This is a genomic window from Kitasatospora sp. NPDC127035, assembly GCF_042726075.1.
GTDB lineage: Bacteria > Actinomycetota > Actinomycetes > Streptomycetales > Streptomycetaceae > Kitasatospora.
This window is the reverse complement of record NZ_JBHXDN010000080.1, coordinates 25,241-43,410: the sequence shown is the minus strand read 5'-3', so window position 1 is coordinate 43,410 and position 18,170 is coordinate 25,241. Positions and strand designations below refer to the sequence as shown.

Annotated in this window: 18 protein-coding genes; 11 read left to right on the top strand and 7 right to left on the bottom strand. The window is 71.8% G+C overall.

From position 1 onward, the window contains the following. Positions 1 to 77: 77 nt before the first annotated feature. The 4 genes from ACFWIC_RS35390 to ACFWIC_RS35375 all read left to right on the top strand — a co-directional run bounded on the left by ACFWIC_RS35390 (position 78) and on the right by ACFWIC_RS35375 (position 2,376). On the top strand, positions 78 to 617 hold the full coding sequence (locus ACFWIC_RS35390) for a helix-turn-helix transcriptional regulator (protein WP_380521045.1): 540 nt from the start codon (positions 78 to 80) through the stop codon (positions 615 to 617). Further along, on the top strand, positions 617 to 1,282 hold the full coding sequence (locus ACFWIC_RS35385; RefSeq protein ID WP_380362908.1) for a glyoxalase: 666 nt from the start codon (positions 617 to 619) through the stop codon (positions 1,280 to 1,282). The genes ACFWIC_RS35390 and ACFWIC_RS35385 overlap by 1 nt, the downstream gene beginning before the upstream one ends. A 107-nt stretch (positions 1,283 to 1,389) precedes the next feature. Next, on the top strand, positions 1,390 to 1,809 hold the full coding sequence (locus ACFWIC_RS35380) for a VOC family protein (protein WP_380521043.1): 420 nt from the start codon (positions 1,390 to 1,392) through the stop codon (positions 1,807 to 1,809). Between the two features lie 132 nt (positions 1,810 to 1,941). After that, complete coding sequence (locus ACFWIC_RS35375; protein ID WP_380521041.1) at positions 1,942 to 2,376, top strand: YdeI/OmpD-associated family protein; 435 nt, start codon at positions 1,942 to 1,944, stop codon at positions 2,374 to 2,376. A gap of 45 nt (positions 2,377 to 2,421) precedes the next feature. On the opposite strand, the gene ACFWIC_RS35370 is transcribed toward ACFWIC_RS35375, so the two are convergent. Next, positions 2,422 to 3,279: an alpha/beta fold hydrolase gene (locus ACFWIC_RS35370; protein ID WP_380362891.1), complete on the bottom strand. Its 858-nt coding sequence runs from the start codon at positions 3,277 to 3,279 to the stop codon at positions 2,422 to 2,424. A gap of 100 nt (positions 3,280 to 3,379) precedes the next feature. Between ACFWIC_RS35370 and ACFWIC_RS35365 the strand changes: the two genes are divergently transcribed. Further along, positions 3,380 to 3,790 carry a winged helix-turn-helix transcriptional regulator gene (locus tag ACFWIC_RS35365; protein ID WP_380521039.1) on the top strand — a complete coding sequence of 137 codons (411 nt, stop codon included), beginning with the start codon at positions 3,380 to 3,382 and terminating at the stop codon, positions 3,788 to 3,790. A 443-nt stretch (positions 3,791 to 4,233) separates the two neighbouring features. On the opposite strand, the gene ACFWIC_RS35360 is transcribed toward ACFWIC_RS35365, so the two are convergent. Together ACFWIC_RS35360 and ACFWIC_RS35355 are read right to left on the bottom strand one after the other, a co-directional pair. After that, positions 4,234 to 5,307 (bottom strand): peptidase, encoded by a 1,074-nt coding sequence (locus ACFWIC_RS35360; protein ID WP_380521037.1) that lies wholly within the window; start codon positions 5,305 to 5,307, stop codon positions 4,234 to 4,236. Between the two features lie 1,345 nt (positions 5,308 to 6,652). Continuing rightward, entirely contained in the window at positions 6,653 to 7,528 is an 876-nt protein-coding gene (locus ACFWIC_RS35355) for an alpha/beta fold hydrolase (protein ID WP_380362901.1), read from the bottom strand. 47 nt (positions 7,529 to 7,575) lie between these two features. Between ACFWIC_RS35355 and ACFWIC_RS35350 the strand changes: the two genes are divergently transcribed. Next, positions 7,576 to 8,178, top strand: a complete 603-nt coding sequence (locus tag ACFWIC_RS35350) for a TetR/AcrR family transcriptional regulator (protein WP_329949042.1) — start codon at positions 7,576 to 7,578, stop codon at positions 8,176 to 8,178. A 471-nt stretch (positions 8,179 to 8,649) separates the two neighbouring features. Here ACFWIC_RS35350 and ACFWIC_RS35345 read toward each other — a convergent pair whose 3' ends face one another. Further along, positions 8,650 to 9,555: a phosphotransferase family protein gene (locus tag ACFWIC_RS35345; RefSeq protein ID WP_380521035.1), complete on the bottom strand. Its 906-nt coding sequence runs from the start codon at positions 9,553 to 9,555 to the stop codon at positions 8,650 to 8,652. A 554-nt stretch (positions 9,556 to 10,109) separates the two neighbouring features. Here ACFWIC_RS35345 and ACFWIC_RS35340 point away from each other — a divergent pair. After that, complete coding sequence (locus ACFWIC_RS35340; RefSeq protein ID WP_380521034.1) at positions 10,110 to 10,565, top strand: hypothetical protein; 456 nt, start codon at positions 10,110 to 10,112, stop codon at positions 10,563 to 10,565. Between the two features lie 283 nt (positions 10,566 to 10,848). After that, positions 10,849 to 11,718 carry a hypothetical protein gene (locus tag ACFWIC_RS35335; protein ID WP_380364832.1) on the top strand — a complete coding sequence of 290 codons (870 nt, stop codon included), beginning with the start codon at positions 10,849 to 10,851 and terminating at the stop codon, positions 11,716 to 11,718. Between the two features lie 295 nt (positions 11,719 to 12,013). Here the strand turns inward: ACFWIC_RS35335 and ACFWIC_RS35330 are convergent, their stop codons facing one another. After that, complete coding sequence (locus ACFWIC_RS35330; protein WP_380521032.1) at positions 12,014 to 12,991, bottom strand: hypothetical protein; 978 nt, start codon at positions 12,989 to 12,991, stop codon at positions 12,014 to 12,016. 647 nt (positions 12,992 to 13,638) lie between these two features. Beyond that, positions 13,639 to 14,625, bottom strand: a complete 987-nt coding sequence (locus ACFWIC_RS35325) for an alpha/beta fold hydrolase (RefSeq protein WP_380521030.1) — start codon at positions 14,623 to 14,625, stop codon at positions 13,639 to 13,641. A 196-nt stretch (positions 14,626 to 14,821) separates the two neighbouring features. Here ACFWIC_RS35325 and ACFWIC_RS35320 point away from each other — a divergent pair, with 196 nt between their 5' ends. After that, positions 14,822 to 15,439 (top strand): helix-turn-helix domain-containing protein, encoded by a 618-nt coding sequence (locus ACFWIC_RS35320; protein WP_380359962.1) that lies wholly within the window; start codon positions 14,822 to 14,824, stop codon positions 15,437 to 15,439. Here the strand turns inward: ACFWIC_RS35320 and ACFWIC_RS35315 are convergent, their stop codons facing one another. Then, positions 15,440 to 16,366, bottom strand: coding sequence for a LysR family transcriptional regulator (locus ACFWIC_RS35315; RefSeq protein ID WP_380521028.1), 927 nt, complete (start codon positions 16,364 to 16,366; stop codon positions 15,440 to 15,442). A 114-nt stretch (positions 16,367 to 16,480) separates the two neighbouring features. Between ACFWIC_RS35315 and ACFWIC_RS35310 the strand changes: the two genes are divergently transcribed. Continuing rightward, positions 16,481 to 17,293: an inositol monophosphatase family protein gene (locus tag ACFWIC_RS35310; RefSeq protein WP_380359958.1), complete on the top strand. Its 813-nt coding sequence runs from the start codon at positions 16,481 to 16,483 to the stop codon at positions 17,291 to 17,293. Between the two features lie 49 nt (positions 17,294 to 17,342). Further along, positions 17,343 to 17,987: an NAD(P)-binding domain-containing protein gene (locus tag ACFWIC_RS35305; RefSeq protein WP_329879769.1), complete on the top strand. Its 645-nt coding sequence runs from the start codon at positions 17,343 to 17,345 to the stop codon at positions 17,985 to 17,987. The last annotated feature ends 183 nt before the right edge of the window (positions 17,988 to 18,170 follow it).

Below are 18,170 nucleotides of genomic sequence, written 5' to 3'. Positions count from 1 at the left end.
GCCCACCGAGGCGGGCACCCGGACGCTCGACGACCTCGATGGAGATGGAAGAGATGAAAGACAAAGGGGAGGCTCCCATGTGCAACGCCGAATGGCGGCGTGCTCGCGTTCAGGCGCAGCGTCTCGCCGATCTCGCGCGGCTGCGCCGCGTCCGCGACCGGATCGACAGGGAATACGCGCAGCCGCTGAACGTGGAGGCGCTCGCCCGCGATGTGAACATGTCCGCCGGGCACCTGAGCCGGCAGTTCAGGGCCGCCTACGGCGAGGCGCCGTACGCGTACCTGATGACGCGTCGCATCGAACGGGCGGCGGCGCTGCTGCGGCGGGGTGACCTCAGCGTCACCGAGGTCTGCTTCGAGGTCGGCTGTGCGTCGCTGGGGACGTTCACCACCCGCTTCACCGAGCTGGTCGGCATGCCGCCCGGGGCCTTCCGTCGCCAGGCGGCAGAAGCGGCGGATGCGGCGGAAACGACGGCCGACCGTGCCGATGCCCCGGGTACGGCCCCCGATGCGGGGTCGGCGATCAACGTGGAGGGCATGCCGGCGTGCGTGGCGAAGCAGGTCTCAAGACCGGTCAGGAATCGAGAAGCCCCGACCGCCCCACAGCCCCTAGCGTGATGGTCATGGCAACCACCGCTTCCACCGCAGCCCACACGTCCCTCGCGTCCGTCACCCTTGAGGTGGCCGACCCCGAGGCCGCCCGCCGCTTCTACAGCGCCTTCGGCGTGGACACGTACATCCACCTGCGGGCGTCCGAGACGCACTCCACCGGGTTCCGCGGCTTCACCCTGGCGCTCACCGTGTCCGGGCCGGCCACCGTCGACAGCTTCTTCGGCGCCGCCGTGGACGCCGGCGCCACGGTCCTGAAGCCCGCCGCGAAGTCGCTGTGGGGCTACAGCGGCGTCGTCCGGGCCCCGGACGGGACGATCTGGAAGATCGCGACCTCGGCGAAGAAGGACACCGGCCCCGCCACCCGCGAGGTCGACGCGGTCGTCCTGCTGATCGGCGTCGAGGACGTGAAGGCCACCAAGCAGCTCTACACCGGCCGGGGCCTGACCGTGGCCAAGAGCTTCGGCGGCAAGTACGCCGAGTTCGCCCCCGGTCAGTCCAGCCCCGTCACGCTGGCGCTGTACAAGCGCCGCGCCCTTGCCAAGGACCTCGGCGTCCCCGTCGACGGCACCGGCTCGCACCGCATCGTCCTCGGCAGCACCGCCGACGCCTTCACCGACCCGGACGGGTTCGCCTGGGAGGCCACCGCGTCGCTCGCCCCCACGCCGTCCTGAACCCCGGCCCTGTCCTACCGATCGACCGGCGAACACCCGCCGGTGTGACAACCGGGCACCGGCCCGGACGTCCGGCACGTACACATCCACAGTGCAAGGAGCAAGACATGAAGGCGCACGTCAGCTCGATCCTCCTCGGTGTCCGCGACATGGACCGGGCCAAGCAGTTCTACACCGAGGGGCTCGGCTGGAAGATCAAGGACGACTACGGCGTCTCGGTGTTCTTCGACTCGGACGGCGCCTCGCCGGTCGGCTTCTACGGTCGCGAGGGTCTGGCCGGGCAGGTGGGCACCGACCCGGAAGGCAGCGGCTTCAGCGGGCTGGTTCTGACCTACGTCGTCCGCAGTGAGGCACGGGTCGACGAGATCATGACGGAGGCCCAGAAGGCCGGTGCCACGATCCTCAAGCCCGCCGGCGCTCTGCCGTGGGGCGGGTACGGCGGCACCTTCGCCGACCCGGAGGGCTACATCTGGAGCCTCGGCTACAGCGCCCCGGGCCCGGGGGCCGACCAGCCCTACGCCGAGTAACCACGGTCTCCTGGCCTTACAGCCGCCCCCAGGACACGGCGACGGTCCCGGTACGGGACGTGGGAGCGGCTGGATCGGAGCCGGGCGGGCGCCGGATCCACGGTGAGCCTGCAGAACGACAGGAGAAGGATCATGAAGTTTCGGGCCCACGTCGAACCACCCGAGCCCATGCGGGGCCTGGAGGTTCCGCCCGACGTGGTGGCAGCGCTCGGCGGCGGCGCGCGGCCGCCAGTGACGATCACGGTCAACGGGCATTCCTGGAAGAGCCGGGTCGCCATCATGCGCGGCCGCCACCTGCTCGGCCTCAGCAACGCCAACCGGCAAGCCGCGGATGTCGCGATCGGCGAGGAGGTCGAGGTCGAGCTGGAACTCGACACCGAGCCGCGCGTCGTCGTCGAGCCCCCGGACTTCGCCCGAGCCCCGGACGTCGACCCGGTCGCCCGCGCCACGTACGACAACCTTTCCCAGAGCCGCAAGCACGAGCATGTGCGCGCCGTCGAGAGCGCGAAGAAGCCCGAGACGCGCCGGCGGCGCATCGAGAAGGCCATCGCCACCCTGCGGGACTGACCCCCGAGAGCAGCGACTCCGGCGGCACTGCCATCGCCGATCCGGTCACTTCGGCAGATCGGCGGACAGGAAGGGATCAAGGAGCGCGAACAACGCGTCGGGGCGGTCGAGGGGGATGATGTGGCCGCAGTCCTGGAGGTGGTGTCCGACCAGGTCATCGGCGATGGGGCGGAGTTGGCGTTCGAGCCCGGTGCCGACGGGGTGAGAGCCGACGGCCATGGTGGGCATGGTCAGCCGAGCCGTCGCGGCGGCGTCCTGGATCTGCTGCGCGCTGGTGGGCAGGGCCCGGTAGTAGGAGAACGCGCAGCGAAGGGCCTCGCTCCCGGTGTACGCGTGAACGAAGGCCGCACGGATGTCGTCGGGTACTCCTCGTCCGAGCGTCCCCGAGTCGAGGAACCAGTCGATGTACGGGGCCTCGTTACCGGCCAGGACGGTCTCGGCGAGGCCGGGGACGGCGTGGAAGCCGAACCACCACGGGGGGCCGCCCGCGACGACGTGTTCGGCTCCGGGCAGGCGGCCGAGCAGTGCCTCCATCACGACCAGGCGCCGGACGAGGCCGGGCCGGCGCAGCGCGAGCAGGACGGCGGGGGCGGTGCCCGCGTCGATGCCGACCACCGCTGCCGAGGGCTCGCCGAGTGCGTCGAGCAGCCCTTCGGCGTCGGCGGCCAGGGTGCCTGCGTCGTAACCCTCGACGGCACGTGCACTGGCGCCGAAGCCTCGCAGGTCCGGGGCGATGACCCGGTGCCGTCCGGCCAGTCGGCCCATGATGCCGCTCCAGAGCTGCCAGGTGTGCGGGAAGCCGTGCAGCAGGAGGACCGCAGGTCCGTCCCCGGCGATTGCGACGTTGAGTTGAACGCCGTTCGTCGCGATGCGGCGCAGGTGGTGTGCGGTGGTGACGGGCATGACGGCTCCTCCGACTGGTTACCATTGGTGACCACAGAACGATAGGTAACTGTCCGGCTGCTTCCTAGACGGCACTTTCAGGGAAGGTGGTGAGCCACAGGTGACCACCCCAGGAGCCGGGGCCGCCGGTCGTGGGGTACGCGGCGATCTGTTCGATCCCCACTGCCCGACGCGGCAGTTGCTGGACCGCATCGGCACGAAGTGGACGTCCATGGCCGTCAAGACGCTCGCCGATGCCGCACCGGACGAGGTGCGCTTCGCAGAGCTGAGACGCCGGATGCCCGGCGTCTCGCAGAAGATGCTGTCCGTGACGCTGCGAAGCCTGACCCGCGACGGGCTGGTGTCGCGTCGGGTCGAACCGACCGTACCGCCGCGGGTCTTCTACCGACTCACCGGACTCGGGCTGTCCCTGGAAGCCGCGCTTGCAGGGCTGCGGACCTGGGCGGAGGAGCACATGGCCGAGATCGACCGCGCCAACCAAGCCGTCGACCAGGAGGTCGACGAGGGATAGGCAGGCCGGTTCCGCGCCCGGTACCGGTTGGCTCGGCTACTCGGTGCGGCCGGCGTCGCCGCCCTGCCACCACGTAGGAGATGGAGGGGATGTCGCCGGCGCGCGGTGGTTGGTGACGAAGGAGCCGGCGATCGACGTCGTCCCCTGTCAATCCTTCCGTGCCTCCGGGAGAACGAGATCTGCTCCCCTGAATGACACAGATCCTCTGGAGGCCGATGTCCGTCCAGTCGACGTGGCCATCCTCGAAGAGTTGGGGATGGAGGTTTGCCACCTCCTCCCATTCGATTCTTTCGATCGGGTGCTGATCACTTTCCGGCCGACACTCTGCGCGGGTGATAGGGAATTCGTAGCCCGACGACCGCCCTCTCCCCTGCGATCCGTCAAGATCACTTGGCAGAGGAGTGCCGTCTGGCGCCGCCCGTGATCGCCAGGACAACGCCCGGCTAGCACGACAGGACGGGCGACTCCGGCTTCGCACCGGCCGCGCTCAGCCTGGCGAAGCCCTTCAGTCCGGGGGAGAACGCCAGGGTGGCCTGGACGGTGGCCCGCACGGCGGTGGCCTGGTCGAAGCCGGTCGAGTTGTACGGGACGGCGCCGCGCTGCTCCGGAGCAGCGGCGCAGCGCAGCTGGCGCGGCTCCAGCCACTTGAAGGCCCGGTATCCGCCGCTGGAGCCGACGGTGAAGAGGGTGTGGGATGCCCGGCCCGTGGTCACGGCGTTGGGCTCGGTGGCGCCGGGGGACACGAAACCGCCGTCCGGGCGCTGCTGGTTGACCAGCCAGCCCATGGCGTACCCGGAGGAGCCCGCGCCGTTTCCGGCGTTGAAGCCCTGGATGCCGAGCGCGGTGGCGTCGGGGTCGCCGGTGCAGGTGGTCGGGCCGAAGGCAGCGGGGTAGCCGCCGGTCAGGCACTGGCCGGCGCTCAGGAAGCCGCGGGCGCTCTGCGGGATACCCGCCGCAGTGCGCGAGAGGGCGATCAGGGCGAACGACTGGCTGGCGACGTCGCTACGGTCGCCCGACTGGGAGCGGTCGGCGAAGCGGCCGTTCGGGGCCAGCAGCGAGAGGAGCCGGGCGACGAGGTCGACGCCGCCGAAGTTCGTCGGGTCCAGCCCGCGGACCTGGGCGAGCAGCAGCAGCTTCGCGGTGGGGCCCGCGTAGGCCTCGGTGGTGCCGTCGCCGAGGTAGTCGGCGAGGATGTCGGGGCGGGCCAGCCAGGCGGTGGCGCGGGCTCCGGCGTCGTCAGCGGTGGCCGCGGCGGCGAAGGCCAGCACGGCGTCGACGGTGAGGTCCTGGTCGGGGCGGACGGTACCGGCGACGACCCTCTCGAAGTGGTCGCCGTCCACGAGTTGCCGGGCCAGCCAGCCGGCCGAGACCTCGCGCGGCAGGAGGGTGGTGACCAGGGCCGGCGAACCACCACCCGCGGCGGGGAAGGCGGTTGCGGGGGCGATAGAGAGCGGCAGAAGGACGGCGGCCAGCGCCGGTGTCGCGAGCAGGCGAACGAGCCGGTGACGCGGGGGCATGGGGTGCCTTTCCGGGCCCGGGCACGGGAGATCCGCCGGGCGAGGCGCGGCCCCGGGAACCCCGGTCCCGCGGACCACGACGGGAGGAGGGGACGACACACCCGTCGACGGGCCCCGCCGCCGACCGGGGACCGACAGCCCTACCCAGACGGGCCGGCGCCGGGTACGGGGCGGACTCCCCCGTCGGCGGAATCGTTATGTGACGGTCCATCATGTTTACGTCGGGGCAAGGGGGTCAAGACTCCTCCGTGTCCGGATGAGGCCAGCTCGAAGGGGTTCCTCCGCAGGCGACCGCACGGTGCCGAGCGGCTGGGCGGCCACCCACGGCGCACCCCACTGAGCACCGTGCCGAGGGCAGCCGCCCGCTGCCCTCCCCGCGCGGGCGGGGGGTCGGGTCGGGCGCCGGTATCGGCATCTCCCGGACGACGTTCGAGCAGGTCCTCCCCGCGCGGGACGGGGGTCAGCCTGTAGCGCGTCTGGTAGACGGCTTCGTGGGCCACGCGCATCTCCGGCCGCTCCGGGGAACTGCGCCCGCAGAGCCCGGCCTGTCTGCTCCGGACTCCGCCGTTCGTCCAGCATCACCCGGAGCGTGTCCGTAGCTCCGGAGGGGAGCGACCTCGCGGCCCTCAGCGCTCGCGGAGCCGTGAGTCGGTCCGGGGGGCGCAGCGCGGCGAATTCCCCGTCGGCGACTTCGAGATCTACGCCGCTCACCGCGTGAACGTCTCCGCTGCTCGTCGCATAGGTCCGGTGAACTCCGGAAAGACTGACGCTTGCCATTTCTTCTTCCTCGTTGATCCGGTGCAGAGTGGGCCGCCCCGGCGAGGCGGCCCACCGGGTGTGCCCAAGCCCGAGTCAGTGGATATTCCGCGTCAGCACCGAGTCGACGCCGAAAAGAAGCTAGCAGCGCAGGGAGCGCCATGCACTCACTGGCTTCATCACTCCGGCCGATTACTCGGAGTTATCGATTCCGCTTTTACTCCGTCCACTATCGCATGCCGCTTTTGCCTGATTGTTCCTGGAGGATTGCAGGGAACTTCCCTGCACGCCCCGTCGATCCTTGTGGAACTTCGCGACTCGGTGTGGTCGCACAGGCGGACCGACCGGGGAGTGGAGCCACGTGGGGTTGGCCCCGCGTAGCGCCCGTTCGTGCGGGCACTACGCTCCCCGGACCGCGTCGAGGCCGCGAGGCGGCCGGCTCTCGTCGTTCAGCTGATGCAGGGGGTCGGCTGATCGATGGTTCCGTTCGCAAGGGACGAGCGGTACACGGATGTTGTACGCGCCGCCGCGTCCGCCCCGGGGAGGGGCGCGCTCGCGGCCACCCGGAAGAACGGCGCACCTGAGGGCACTACGCCCCGACGTTCCGCAGGACGCGGTCGGCCACCAGTTCCGGCCGGTCGGTCGGCAGGGCGTGGCCGGCGCCCGGCACGATCTCGACCCGGACCGAGGGCGCGACCCGGCCCAGGCGGTCGGCGACGGCGCGCGAGTCGTGCAGCGCGCTGCGCGCCCCGAGCAGGAGCAGCGCCGGGACCCGGACGCGGCCCAACTCCTCGTCGGAGAAGACCGGAGGCACCGGGAGCGCGCGGCGGAAACCGGTCGAAGCACGCATCAGGCGCATCAGCTCGCCCTCCAGGATCGCGCTGTTGCCGACCAGCCGAGCCAGGCCGGGGCGGAGCGGACGCGGCGCGGTGGCAGCGAGGGCGCCGACGATCAGCCAGCCGTAGAACCGAGGCCCGAACCCGGCGAAGCCCGCGGGGTCGACCAGGGTGAGCGAAGCGGTGCGGCCGGGACGGTGGATCTGGTGGCTGAGCGCGAGCCAGCCGCCGTAGGAGCAGCCGACGAGGTGGGCGGCCGGGACGCCCAGGGCGGCCAGGAGTTCGTCCAGCCAAGCTGCACCGTCGCGGCCGTCGGCCATCGGCGCGGTCTGCACGCTCGCGCCCGGTTCGCCGACGGTGTCGACGGCGAGGACCGGACGGCGCCGGGCCAGGACCTCGACGTACCGGTGCCACATCAGAGCGTTCCCGCCGGAGCCGGGCAGCAGCACGATCGGGTCCTCGTCGGGACCGTCGCTCGGTGGTCCCGTTCGGTAGACGCGGGTGGTCCCGAAGGTGGTCGGCACGTCGAGCGCGGTCCGCGCTCCGGGCCACAGTTCCGCCAAGGCCCGCTCGTAGGCAGTCCGGTATCGCGCCCCGGCCTGGTCGTTCTTGAACCGACTGATTCGCATGGTACAGGTGTATCACGGCATGATACGGATGTACCAGGGAGGTGTGGATGAAGGTCGACCACGAGGAACGCCGCCGACAGATCGCGGAGGCGCTGCTCCGGATCGCCGACACTCAGGGCCTGCAGTCGGCCAGCATGCGGGCGGTGGCGACCGAGGCGGGCGTCTCCCTACGGCTCGTGCAGTACTACTTCGAGACCAAACAGGGGCTACTCCTGGACGCACTGACCAGGATCGCCGCCCAACTCCAGGCCCGGATGGAGCGGTGGATCGCCGAGACGGCGGGCTCCCCGCCCACGCCTCGCGGCGTCGTGACCGCGATCCTGTCGAGCATCCTGCCGACCGACCCGGAGAGTCGCCGGATCACCCGGACCTACGCCGCCTACTACACCCTGGTCCTCAACGACCCCGAGGTGATGGAGAAGCACGGCGCCCGGCAGCCCGAGGTGCTGGAGGGCTTCCTCGCGAAGCAGCTCCGCGCGGCCCAGGAGGCCGGGGAGATCGCCCTCGGCCGGGATCCCGGGATCGCCGCCGCCGGGCTGCTCGCCATGGTCAACGGCCTGGGCTCCAGCGTTCTGGGCGGCCAGCGCACGGGCGACGAAGCGCTGGCGATCCTGGCCCGCCACCTGGAGGAGCTGTTCCTGACGCCATGAGGGCGGCGGCGGGGCCGGGTGCGGCACCCTCGCGGTGACCCGGCACCGTCCATGCGCGAAGTCCTTTGTTCGGGTGTGGTGTTGACGGCGCCGGGCGCTCCGAACCGGCTGCGGGACGGCGGTAGGCTCGGGCACTTCTGGACGGCCGTCCGGGCAGCGGGGCCGGGACACCCGCCCGTTACCCGCAGGTAGGTGATGACGGATCGTCGGTTCACTGTGAGGCTCCCGGCGAGGGTCCGGCAGCCGGGCCCCGCGCGCCGCCTGTCACCCGCCCGGAAGAGGGACAGGTGCCGGTGATCCGGAGGTCAGTGATGAGGATGGCCCAGGAGCGGAGCGGATCACGGTTGCTGTCGATGGACGAGAGGGTAAGGCGCGAACCTGCCCATCCCTGCGTTCACATGACCAGCGGGTCGCCCGGCTGCGCAAGTTCGAGCGCCTCCGCAGGCGCTACGAGCGCGGGCGGCGGCCGTGTCAGCCGGGCGGGAGCAGGAACTCGCGCAGGGAACGCCGCACCTTGTCCAGGGACTCCTTGAGTTCCTCGGGGTCGTCGTGGCGCAAGGACCAGGTGACGCCCTGCAGTTCACGTCGGACTCCGGCGAGCCTGGTCTCTTCGTGCAGGACCTCGTAGTCACAGGCGTTCCGGGCCGCGTAGGCACGCACCGCCTCCTCGGCGAAGTCGCGGCCCAGGTACCAGACACCGCACAGATCGACCGCCCGCGGGCCGACCCTCGCCTCGTCCCAGTCCAGGGCGCCGGACAGCCTCCCGGAGGTGTGCAGGAGGTTGCCGGGCCAGACATCACCGTGGATCGGCACGACCTCGGCACCGGCGAACCACCGCCGATAGGCGGTGGCCCATCGTTCGAACACCTGTCGCTCGCGACCGGCCAGCAGGTCCGCGGTGGCTGCGGCCGTCTCGGCGTCAAGGACGTCGACCCCCCGTCCGGCCCCGTCCGCTCGGAGGATGCCCAGGAGCGGTTCGTCGCCGCAGTTGTGCAGCGCCGAGAGGAAGGCGGCCAGGTCACCGGTGAACGCTTCACGATCCGCGCGAGCGACGTCATCGTCCACGACAGCGCCTGGCAGCTTCCTGAGAAGCACGGCGCCGAACGGCAGCCGCGGCCCGGTCGGAAGCACTCCGAGCACCTCGGGGACGGCCAGCGGCAGGAGCGGCAGCCGCCGCAGGACCTCGGCAGTGTGCTGGCTTCTGCCCTTGGCTCCGGGAGTGCGCGGCACCCTGATGAGGACGTCGGCGCCGGCCCGGAGCACGACGTTCGAGAAGCCCCAGCCCACGATTTCGACGGGATCCCCGCTCCACGGGAACGGCAGGTCCTGCAGGCTTGATGCGACGGCTTCGAGCGTCGCGTCAGGGTCGAGGAGCATGAGCAGTCCTTGGTTGTTGAACGGTGCCGGTGTAGGCCGACGCAGGCCCGGCGGCGACGCCCACCCTGCTGGTGCCGCTGATTCGGACACTACTGGTCGTTCCAGATTGCTGTCCGGAGCCGCCGTAGGCGGATCATGCTGCAGGCGAGTTCGGGCAGGCCCGGGTTGAGGTCGGCGCGTCGCTCGTAGCGGGTACGGAGCCGTTTGAACCGGTGCAGCGGGGCGACGGAAGCAGAGCCACCCGCTCCCGCAGGTCGTCCGGAACAAGAACAGCACGCACCCGGATGCTTTCCGACCGAGATCGTCAAGCGCAAGACCTGCGGCTCAAGGCATCCGGGTGAGAGTCGTGTGGCAGCGGTGACCACGCCTCGCCAAGTCGGCACAACATGCCCGACGTCAAAGGGAATTGAAGGAGTCAGGTCGAACAGGCCTGTCCGGGTGCGCCTTTCGGGCACCGGCGGCAGGCCTTCAGGTCGCTACCCGCCGGTTCTGGATGACGCGGCGCCAGGACGGCTGTGATGCTCCTGCCGTCTCACTCGATCAGGAGGTCAGTGATGAAGGTGAAGAAGCCCGGTAGGACGTTCGCGTCGGCGGCCGTGATCGCTGCCACGGCGCTGGGGACCGCCGTCGCAACAGCGGGCACGGCCCATGCCGGAAACGTACAACTGACGGCGTACCGCCACCTGCAGTGCAACGCGAGGGGCGTCACCATCTTGCCGCTCATCCCCGAGGGGGGAGGTGTCTTCCCCTGCGGGGACAGGTTCAACGCGTTCATGCCCAGGGCGTCGATCAACGGCCTCACGCACGTCTTCGCCGTCGGGGCGGACTACGCCGTCTGGGTCTACTACGGCACGCAGTGGCAGTCACTCGGTGGTCGCGTGGGGCGGGATTGGGTTTCCATCCACGAGATCAGCGACTCCTCGCTGACGCTGCAGGTGTACGACACGAACACGAACTCCTGGTACAACACCCGTGATTCCGTCGGCCGTTGGACCGGCTGGCACCGGTAGCCGCCAGGAGGTGCCCCGGAGTGGGGTGTCGGCCCGGCCGACATCCCACTCCGGGCCTGCGCCGCGCTGACTCGCCGGACCTGGACGGCCGCGCCGTCGACGGCCCCCACACGTCCGGGCCCCGGAGGGGGTCGTGTCGGCCACTCGCGCGCCAACCGCACCCGCCTCGACTCCGAGCACCACCTGCCCGTGGCGCACGCGCTGCGTCGCCGCGACACGGCAGACATCCGGGCATCGCCACGCATTTCTTACCAACTGGCTCGCCAGTAGCTACATTTGACTCATGACCCTGCGAAGCCCGGACCCGTTGGCGGGAGTGGTGTCGACGACGGCATCGGGTGAGCGGCTGGTGTTCGTGCCGAGGAGGATCCAGGAGCTGGGACTCGCGCTCGGCGGCGGCGTCATGGTCCCGTTGTGGATCGCGGCCCCCATCCTGCTGCCGGTCCTCCTGGTCGCAGCGCTCACCGGTTCCGGACTCCTCTGGGCCGTCCTCTGGGCCGGCCTGGGGCTCGCGGTCGTGGCCGTGATCGCGCTCGCCACGGCCATGGTGTTCGTGTCGGCGGCCACGATGGTGCGGTGGATCGAGTTCCGCCCCCAGGGGGACGCGGCCCGCGTCGTGATCGCGCGTCTCCTTCGCTCCTCGACCGTTTCCGCAGCCGGCCTCCAGCGCGTCGTCGTCATCGAGCGGCTCAGGCTGGGGCGACGAAAGTCGATTGCCGTGGTCCTGCACACCCGCGAAGGGGCGGCAGTGAAGTGCGAACCGGCGTTCCGGGCCCCGCTGTGCGAGGTCCGCACGGAGGCACTGATCGACTGGCTGACCGCCCGACTCGGTCCGACCTCCGTGGCGGTGGAGCATCGGACGGAGGTCGACCGGGAATTCCTGTACCCCGACGAATGGTGGACGGGATCGGACCTGGCCGCCCTGTGGCACGTGCCTGTCAGCGCGGTCGACGAACTGGCCACCCGGCACGGCGTCCGCAGCCGCCGGTACACGCCCCGGGCCGGCGCGATGTACTCCGCGCCCGAGGCGGTGACGGTCTACCACCCCGGTCGGGCCCACGAAGTCGCCGGGGCACTCCGCGCGGAACGCGAGACCGGCCCGGAGACGAACGGGACTCCGCACCCGCCGGACCAGCCGCCCGACCACCGCTGAACACCGCTGAACACCGCTGACTTCCGCACGGCGAGTGGGTCTCCGAACCGGACAACGTCCAGGCGCTGACGCCCCCCGGCCGTCCTGGCTGTACGGGTGGTTCGCTCTCGGCACCGCGCCCCTCCAGCAGGTCGGCGACGACCTCGTCCACCGTCGTCGGCAGCGCGCCGCTCTCCCCCTTCACGGCGACCGTCCCCGTCTCGACTGCCGTGACCTGCTGACCGTACGGACTGTCCGACCGGGCCGGAGGGCGGCGACGGGCGCCGACCGGGGTGGCGCCCGTCGCCGCTGCGGGTCAGTCGAGCATGGGCCGGAGGTGCATCCCGGTGTAGAGGAGGAGCACGGCGATGCCGGACGCGAAGAGCAGGTCCGTCGCGTGGGCCGGGTCCGCAGTGCCGGCCAGCGAGGGGAGTGAGGCCAACAGGACCCCGCCCACCACCACCGCGTGTACCGTCTGGGCCACCGGCCGCCAGGCGAGGTCCTGGAGCCCGTCCTCCTCCGTGGCGAAGCCGATGGTGACCACGAACGACAGGACGAGCACGACGGCCAGGGCCAGTGCTGGAGCGTCGGCGCTTGTCAGACCCCAGTCGTGGTCGAGGTAGCGCGACATGTCGGTGGCGTAGTGCACGCGCCCGCCCAACTCCGGTGCGGAGGGCGCCCAGAGCACCTCGACCTTGGTGTCGGGCTCCGGTTCCTCGGGGGTGTACGCGCCCTCGGCCCGGACGGTGCCGCCGCCGGGCAGGGCCAGCGTCAGCTTCGAGAAGTAGCCGACCACGTCGCCGTCGCTGAAGTTCTCGCTGATGTCGTCCGCCTGGATCACCGTCGCGGTGGAGACCGAGGCTCCGGCGCGGACCACCGAGCGGACGGTCTCGGACTCGTACGCCTGGGCGAACCCGGCCAGCGCGGCGCAGGCCACGGGAAGCAGCAGCCAGACCGCCACCTGCCGGGAGTACACCCACCCCTTGCTGTCGAAGTCGAACGGCTCGCGTGACGAGAACCGGGAGCTGAACCGCCTGCGCGGCGCGTCCTTGACCAGGGAGACGGACCGGCGGCGGGTCGCCGCCCGTGACAGCCACCCGTGGTTGTCGTCCGACCACCAGAGCCAGAGTGCGGCGACCCTGAGCCAGAGCAGTCCGAAGGCGATCCAGGCGGCCGTCGTCAACCCGCCCACCGGCAGGGCGACTCCCCCGGGCAGCCCGGCGGTCCAGAGGACCACCGTGGCCATCGCGGCGTACGAGAGCGCGGACAGTATTCGAACAAGCCAGGTCAACACGACGTCTCTCCCCCGGATGATCAACAGTCGGGGCGAGTATCCCAGCCACCCCGGACGAGGGGGTAAGGGGGTCGTGGCCGAGGGGTCGCCTGTATCAGCGGTCCGACTGCCGGGCGGGACGTTCCATACTCCGGCACCGTTCCAGCAGCTCAGCGGCCGTCGGACACCGGAGCAGGCCCTCTGTGGTCAGGATGGTCCCACCACTCCCCCCGGCAACGGTCCATGGGGCGGCGGTGGTAGGACCGGCGGCACCGAGAACTCATCACCCAGCACGCCATCTCCGGTCGCAGGCTCCGTACCGGCGCCGTCGACGATGCCGGTCGGTTGCCCGGCCGGGCTGCGCGGGCCGAGCCGGGACCCGCTGTCGAGGTACGGGCGGTACACACGCTCAGGCCGGTGCGGGCGTTGCCTCCTCGGCCGCGCAGCTGACGTGCTCCCAGGCAGCCCAGCTGTCCGTCCGCTGCGTTGAGTTCACCGTCCGAGTCGGATCGACAGAGCAGCGGGGAGCGAGCACTCGCCGGGACCGGTGCGAGGGCGGCCTCCGGGCGGCTCGTCGGTGGCTTGCCCGGGGCCCGACGAGCCGCCCCGGGCATCACGCAGGAGCGCGTCACGGCCACGCCGGGGCGGGCCTCGGCGCGGTCGGCGGTTCAGCCCGTCAGGGTGGCGAGCCAGTCGGTCAGCAGACGGTTGACCTCCTCGGGGCGTTCCTGCTGGACCCAGTGGCCGCAGCCGTCCAGGAGGTGGGAGGCCGTCAGGCCGGGGAGGGTGGTGGGGAAGGCGGCGATCGCGTCGGACATCCAGGTGGTGGAGGCGTCCAGGGCGCCGCCGATGAACAGGGACGGCTGGGTGACCGGGGCTCCGCGGTGGGGGGCGAGGTCCTCCCAGTCGCGGTCCATGGCGCGGTAGCGGTTGAGGGCGCCGGTCAGGCCGGTGCGCTCGAACTCCCCGGCGTAGACGTCGAGGTCGTCCTCGGTCAGCCAGGCCGGCAGGGCGCCGGCGGGGAAGCGGTCGCGCAGCCGGCCGCCGCGGGCGACGAAGTGCGGGTCGGGCTCGCCCCGGGCGGGCATGGTGTCGGCGGACAGGGCCGCGTAGAAGCCTGCGAGCCAGCCCCGGACATCGAGCTCGATCTCCGCCTCGGCGCGGCCGGGCTCCTGGAAGTAGGAGACGTAGAACTCCTGCCCGGGGCCGCCGATCCGGTCGAACACCTCGGTGGGGCGGGGCCCGCCGGGCGGCGCGTAGGGGACGCTCAGCAGGCCGACCGCGCGGAACACCTCGGGGTGGAGCAGGGCGGAGGCGGCGGCGATGCTGGAGCCCCAGTCGTGGCCGACGACCACCGCGTCCTCCTCCCCGAGGGCCCGCACGACGGCCACGTTGTCCTCCACGAGGTCGAGCATCCGGTAGGCGTCGGTCGCCGCAGGCTTGGAGGAGCGGCCGTAGCCGCGTACGTCGATCGCCACCGCCCGGTAGCCGGCTGCGGCGAGGGCCGGTAGCTGGCGGCGCCAGGAGTACCAGGACTCGGGGAAGCCGTGCACGAGCAGGACCAACGGGCCGGTGCCCTGCTCGACCAGGTGCAGGCGCCCGGCCGGGGCCTCGACGATGCGGTGGCTCGGGGCGGCGGACGGCTCGGACTGCATGGGGAGTTCTCCTCGGTTCGCCGGTGATCGCGGGTGGTCGCGGGTGATCGCGGGTGATCGCGGGTGGTCGCGGGTGGTCGCGGGTACCCGTCGATCATGCGGCGCGGCGACCGCCCGAGGCGATCGGCGTTGCCGTTCTGGCAAACTCGCAGGACAGGGAGACGGTCGCCAGGTTCGTTCGGGAGGTGCAGCGGCGGTGGCAGATGACGACGTGGCCGGGACACTGGCGACGATGGGGCCCCGCCTGCGGGCCGTGCGCGAGCGCCGCGGCGCCACGCTCACCGGAGTCAGCTGTGCGACCGGCATCTCGCCGAGCACGCTGTCGCGGATCGAGACCGGCCGGCGCAAGCCCACCCTGGAGGTGGTACTGCTGCTGGCGAAGGAGTACGGCGTCTCCCTGGACGAGCTGGCCGGCACCGCCCCTGCCGCTGCCCCTGCGGCCGAACGCCGAGCCTCGGTGCCGCTGAGTCTCGGCGACGACAAGGCAGTCCTGCCGCTGACCCGCTACGTCGGCGGACTGCACGCCCACAAGCACGTCCTGCCCTCCGTCGACGGCCGGCCGGTGCGACCGCGACAGGTCTCCCACGACGGCTACGAGTGGCTGTGCGTCCTGTACGGGCGGCTGTGGCTCGCGCTCGGCGAACAGGACCTCGTCCTGACCGCCGGGGACGTCGCTGAGTTCGACACCCGCACCCCCCACGGGGTCGCGAACGCGGGCTCGGGCGGGCCGGTCGAGTACCTGATCATGTTCGGGCCCCAGGGCGAACGCCTGCGACCGCGCACCCCGCCCGCCACCGGCCGCGGGGCCCGGTAGTCAGCGGGGCTGTCGAGGGACGGTCGGCGGCGCAAACGACGCCCGGACGGTTTCGGTGGCCAGGTCCCGCAGCCAGGTGTGGGCGCGGTCGTCGTCGTAGCGCTGGTGCCACAGCAGGTACAGGGGAACCTCGGGCAGCGGGAGTGGCGGCGGCAGCGTGACCAGGCCGAGCCCCTCCCGGGCTGCGCGGGTGATCGCGTCGGGGAGGGTGACGACCAGGTCGGTGTCGAGGGCGAGCTGCAGCGCGAACGCGGCGGTGGGCCCGGCGGCGACGACGCGTCGTCCGAGGCCGCGGGCCGTCAGGGCGTCGTCGATCGGGTCGCGCAGGCTACCGCGTCGCGAAACGGTGAGGTGTTCGGCTGCCGCGTAGCGCTCGACGTCCAGCGGCCCCTCGCTGAGGGGGTGGCCCGGGCGGACGGCGACCACCAGCCGGTCGGTGCCGACGAGGCGGTGCCGGATGTCGGGGAGCGTCGGAGCGCTGGAGCTCGATTCGAGGTCGACCTCGCCCCGGCGCAGCTCGGCGTCGTCCGTCCCGGGTTCGGCCGACAGACGCAGCCGGACGCCGGGGGCCCGGTGGCGGACGGCGGTGAGCAGAGCGGTGCCGCAGGCGGCGGTCAGCGCGTCGTGCCAGCGCACGGTGAACACCCGGTCCAGCGCTGCCAGGTCGAGTTCCTGCTGCGCGGAGAGGAGGTGGTGGGCCTGCTGTACGAGGGCGTGGACCTGGGCGCGCATGGCCAGCGCGCGGGTGGTGGGAACCATGCTGCGGCCGGTGCGGACCAGGATCTGGTCGCCGGTGGCCTTGCGGATGCGGCCCAGGGAGCGGCTCATCGCCGGTGCGGTGACGTGGAGTCGGGCTGCGGCGCCGGCGACACTGCCCTCTTCCAGCAGTGCGTCAAGGGCGGTGAGCAGATTCAGATCCAATTGCATGTCAGTAATTCTACAAGTGAATAGCATGCACTTGTTGTTAATGACCGGGAGCCATACCTTCGAAGTGCAGGCGCGAGACCGACCGCCCGCGCACATCGAACCCGGGAGCCCGCCATGAGCACCGCCATGCCTTTCGCCGCCGACACGACGCTCCTGCCCGAGGTGACCGCCGCGGTGAGGACCGCAGGTCTCACCCTGCGCGGGCGCCACACCCCGCACGCCCGGGGTGTGAGCCTGGACGAGGTCGTCGCCGAGATCCACGCCAACGACGACGCGGTGCTGGACGTGCTGCGGGAGCCGCTGCTGCGGGCCCGGCCCGGATCGCAGTGGGCGGAGGACGAGCTGGCCGGCGGCGCGCTCCCGCCCGGGGAGTGGTGGGTCGTCGACCCCGCCGAGGGCAACATCAACCACGTCCACGGCATGGACGACTGGTCCGTGACCGCCACCCTGGTCCGCGACAACCGGCCGGTGCTCACCGTCGTCCACCTGCCGCTGACCGGCGACACCTACACCGCCGTGGCCGGCGGGGGTGCGCACCTCGACGGCCGGCCGCTGCAGGTGTCCGCCAAGACCGACCTGGGCGCCGCGCTCGTCGGCACCGGCCAGGCCAGGCCCGGCGAGGACGAGCGCACCTTCCGGCGGATCGGCGACTCGGTCACCGCCATGCTCGTCAACGGTCTGGTCGTGCGCGTGTCCGTTCCCGCCACCATGCAGCTCATCCACGTCGCGGCCGGACGCACGGACGCCTTCTGGCAGTTCTCCGACGTCCGCTCCGGGCTGGTCGCCGGTGCCCTGCTGGTCGCCGAGGCCGGAGGCACCGTCACCGACCTGGCGGGCGAGCCCTGGACCACGGGCAGCCGCGACTTCCTGGCCTCCGCCCCCGGCATCCACACCGCCGCCCTCGACGTCCTGTCCCCGCTCGTCTGACCGGACGCCCTCCGCCCCGCCCGCCTCACACCACAAGGAGCATCACCTCATGACCAGCATCGGCATCCTGGGCGCCGGCCGCGTCGGCGCCAACCTCGCCGGCAGGCTCTCCGCAGCCGGACACCGTGTCACCCTCGGGGTCCGGAACCCGGGAGAGGCCGCGGCCCTTGCCACCGGCAGCGCCCCGCGGACGGCCTTCGCCGACCAGCGCACCGCCGCCCGCACCGCGGACATCGTGATCAACGCGACGCCCGGCCACACCTCGCTGGACCGCTTGGCCGGCCTGCGCACCGAGCTCGCCGGGAAGCTCCTCGTCGATGTCTCCAACGCCACCCGCGACGCGGATGACGGCCTGCCCGGCGACCTGTGCTACCCCGGCAGCAGCCTCGCCGAGCAGCTCCAGGCCGCGCTCCCCGACACCCGCGTGGTGAAGACCCTCAACACCATGCTGTTCATGGTCATGACCGCTCCCGAGAGCCTGGCCACCCCACCGACCGCCTACCTCTCGGGCGACGACGAGAACGCGAAGAGGACCGTCACCGGCCTGCTCGGCGACCTGGGCTGGCAGCCCGCATGGATCGAGGACCTCGGCGGCATCGCCACGGCCCGCGCCACCGAGGCCATGATCCTCGTGGTTCCCCACGTCCTGCGCCGACACGGCTTCAAGCCGTTCGCCGTCTCCCTGGCCCGCTGACCCGTCGGGGCCGGTTTCGGAGCAACGCCGGGAGCGGGCCCGTGCGAGGCGGCCGGGAGTGCGATCCGGGCACGGACGGCGGTGCGCCGGATGAGGCGGTCGGCGGGTACGAAAGCCCGGTACCGGCGCGGCGATGAGTTTTCCGGCTCCGACAGGTCTACATCTCGACCGGGACGACCAACT

Coding starts and splice junctions, on each gene's coding strand:
- ACFWIC_RS35375 (WP_380521041.1), top strand. CDS start 1,942: ATGAAGTTTCGGGCCCACGTCGAACCACCCGAGCCCATGCGGGGCCTG.
- ACFWIC_RS35355 (WP_380362901.1), bottom strand. CDS start 7,528: ATGCGAATCAGTCGGTTCAAGAACGACCAGGCCGGGGCGCGATACCGG.
- ACFWIC_RS35350 (WP_329949042.1), top strand. CDS start 7,576: ATGAAGGTCGACCACGAGGAACGCCGCCGACAGATCGCGGAGGCGCTG.
- ACFWIC_RS35305 (WP_329879769.1), top strand. CDS start 17,343: ATGACCAGCATCGGCATCCTGGGCGCCGGCCGCGTCGGCGCCAACCTC.
- ACFWIC_RS35335 (WP_380364832.1), top strand. CDS start 10,849: ATGACCCTGCGAAGCCCGGACCCGTTGGCGGGAGTGGTGTCGACGACG.
- ACFWIC_RS35340 (WP_380521034.1), top strand. CDS start 10,110: ATGAAGGTGAAGAAGCCCGGTAGGACGTTCGCGTCGGCGGCCGTGATC.
- ACFWIC_RS35380 (WP_380521043.1), top strand. CDS start 1,390: ATGAAGGCGCACGTCAGCTCGATCCTCCTCGGTGTCCGCGACATGGAC.
- ACFWIC_RS35315 (WP_380521028.1), bottom strand. CDS start 16,366: ATGCAATTGGATCTGAATCTGCTCACCGCCCTTGACGCACTGCTGGAA.
- ACFWIC_RS35385 (WP_380362908.1), top strand. CDS start 617: ATGGTCATGGCAACCACCGCTTCCACCGCAGCCCACACGTCCCTCGCG.
- ACFWIC_RS35345 (WP_380521035.1), bottom strand. CDS start 9,555: ATGCTCCTCGACCCTGACGCGACGCTCGAAGCCGTCGCATCAAGCCTG.
- ACFWIC_RS35370 (WP_380362891.1), bottom strand. CDS start 3,279: ATGCCCGTCACCACCGCACACCACCTGCGCCGCATCGCGACGAACGGC.
- ACFWIC_RS35390 (WP_380521045.1), top strand. CDS start 78: ATGTGCAACGCCGAATGGCGGCGTGCTCGCGTTCAGGCGCAGCGTCTC.
- ACFWIC_RS35360 (WP_380521037.1), bottom strand. CDS start 5,307: ATGCCCCCGCGTCACCGGCTCGTTCGCCTGCTCGCGACACCGGCGCTG.
- ACFWIC_RS35310 (WP_380359958.1), top strand. CDS start 16,481: ATGAGCACCGCCATGCCTTTCGCCGCCGACACGACGCTCCTGCCCGAG.
- ACFWIC_RS35325 (WP_380521030.1), bottom strand. CDS start 14,625: ATGCAGTCCGAGCCGTCCGCCGCCCCGAGCCACCGCATCGTCGAGGCC.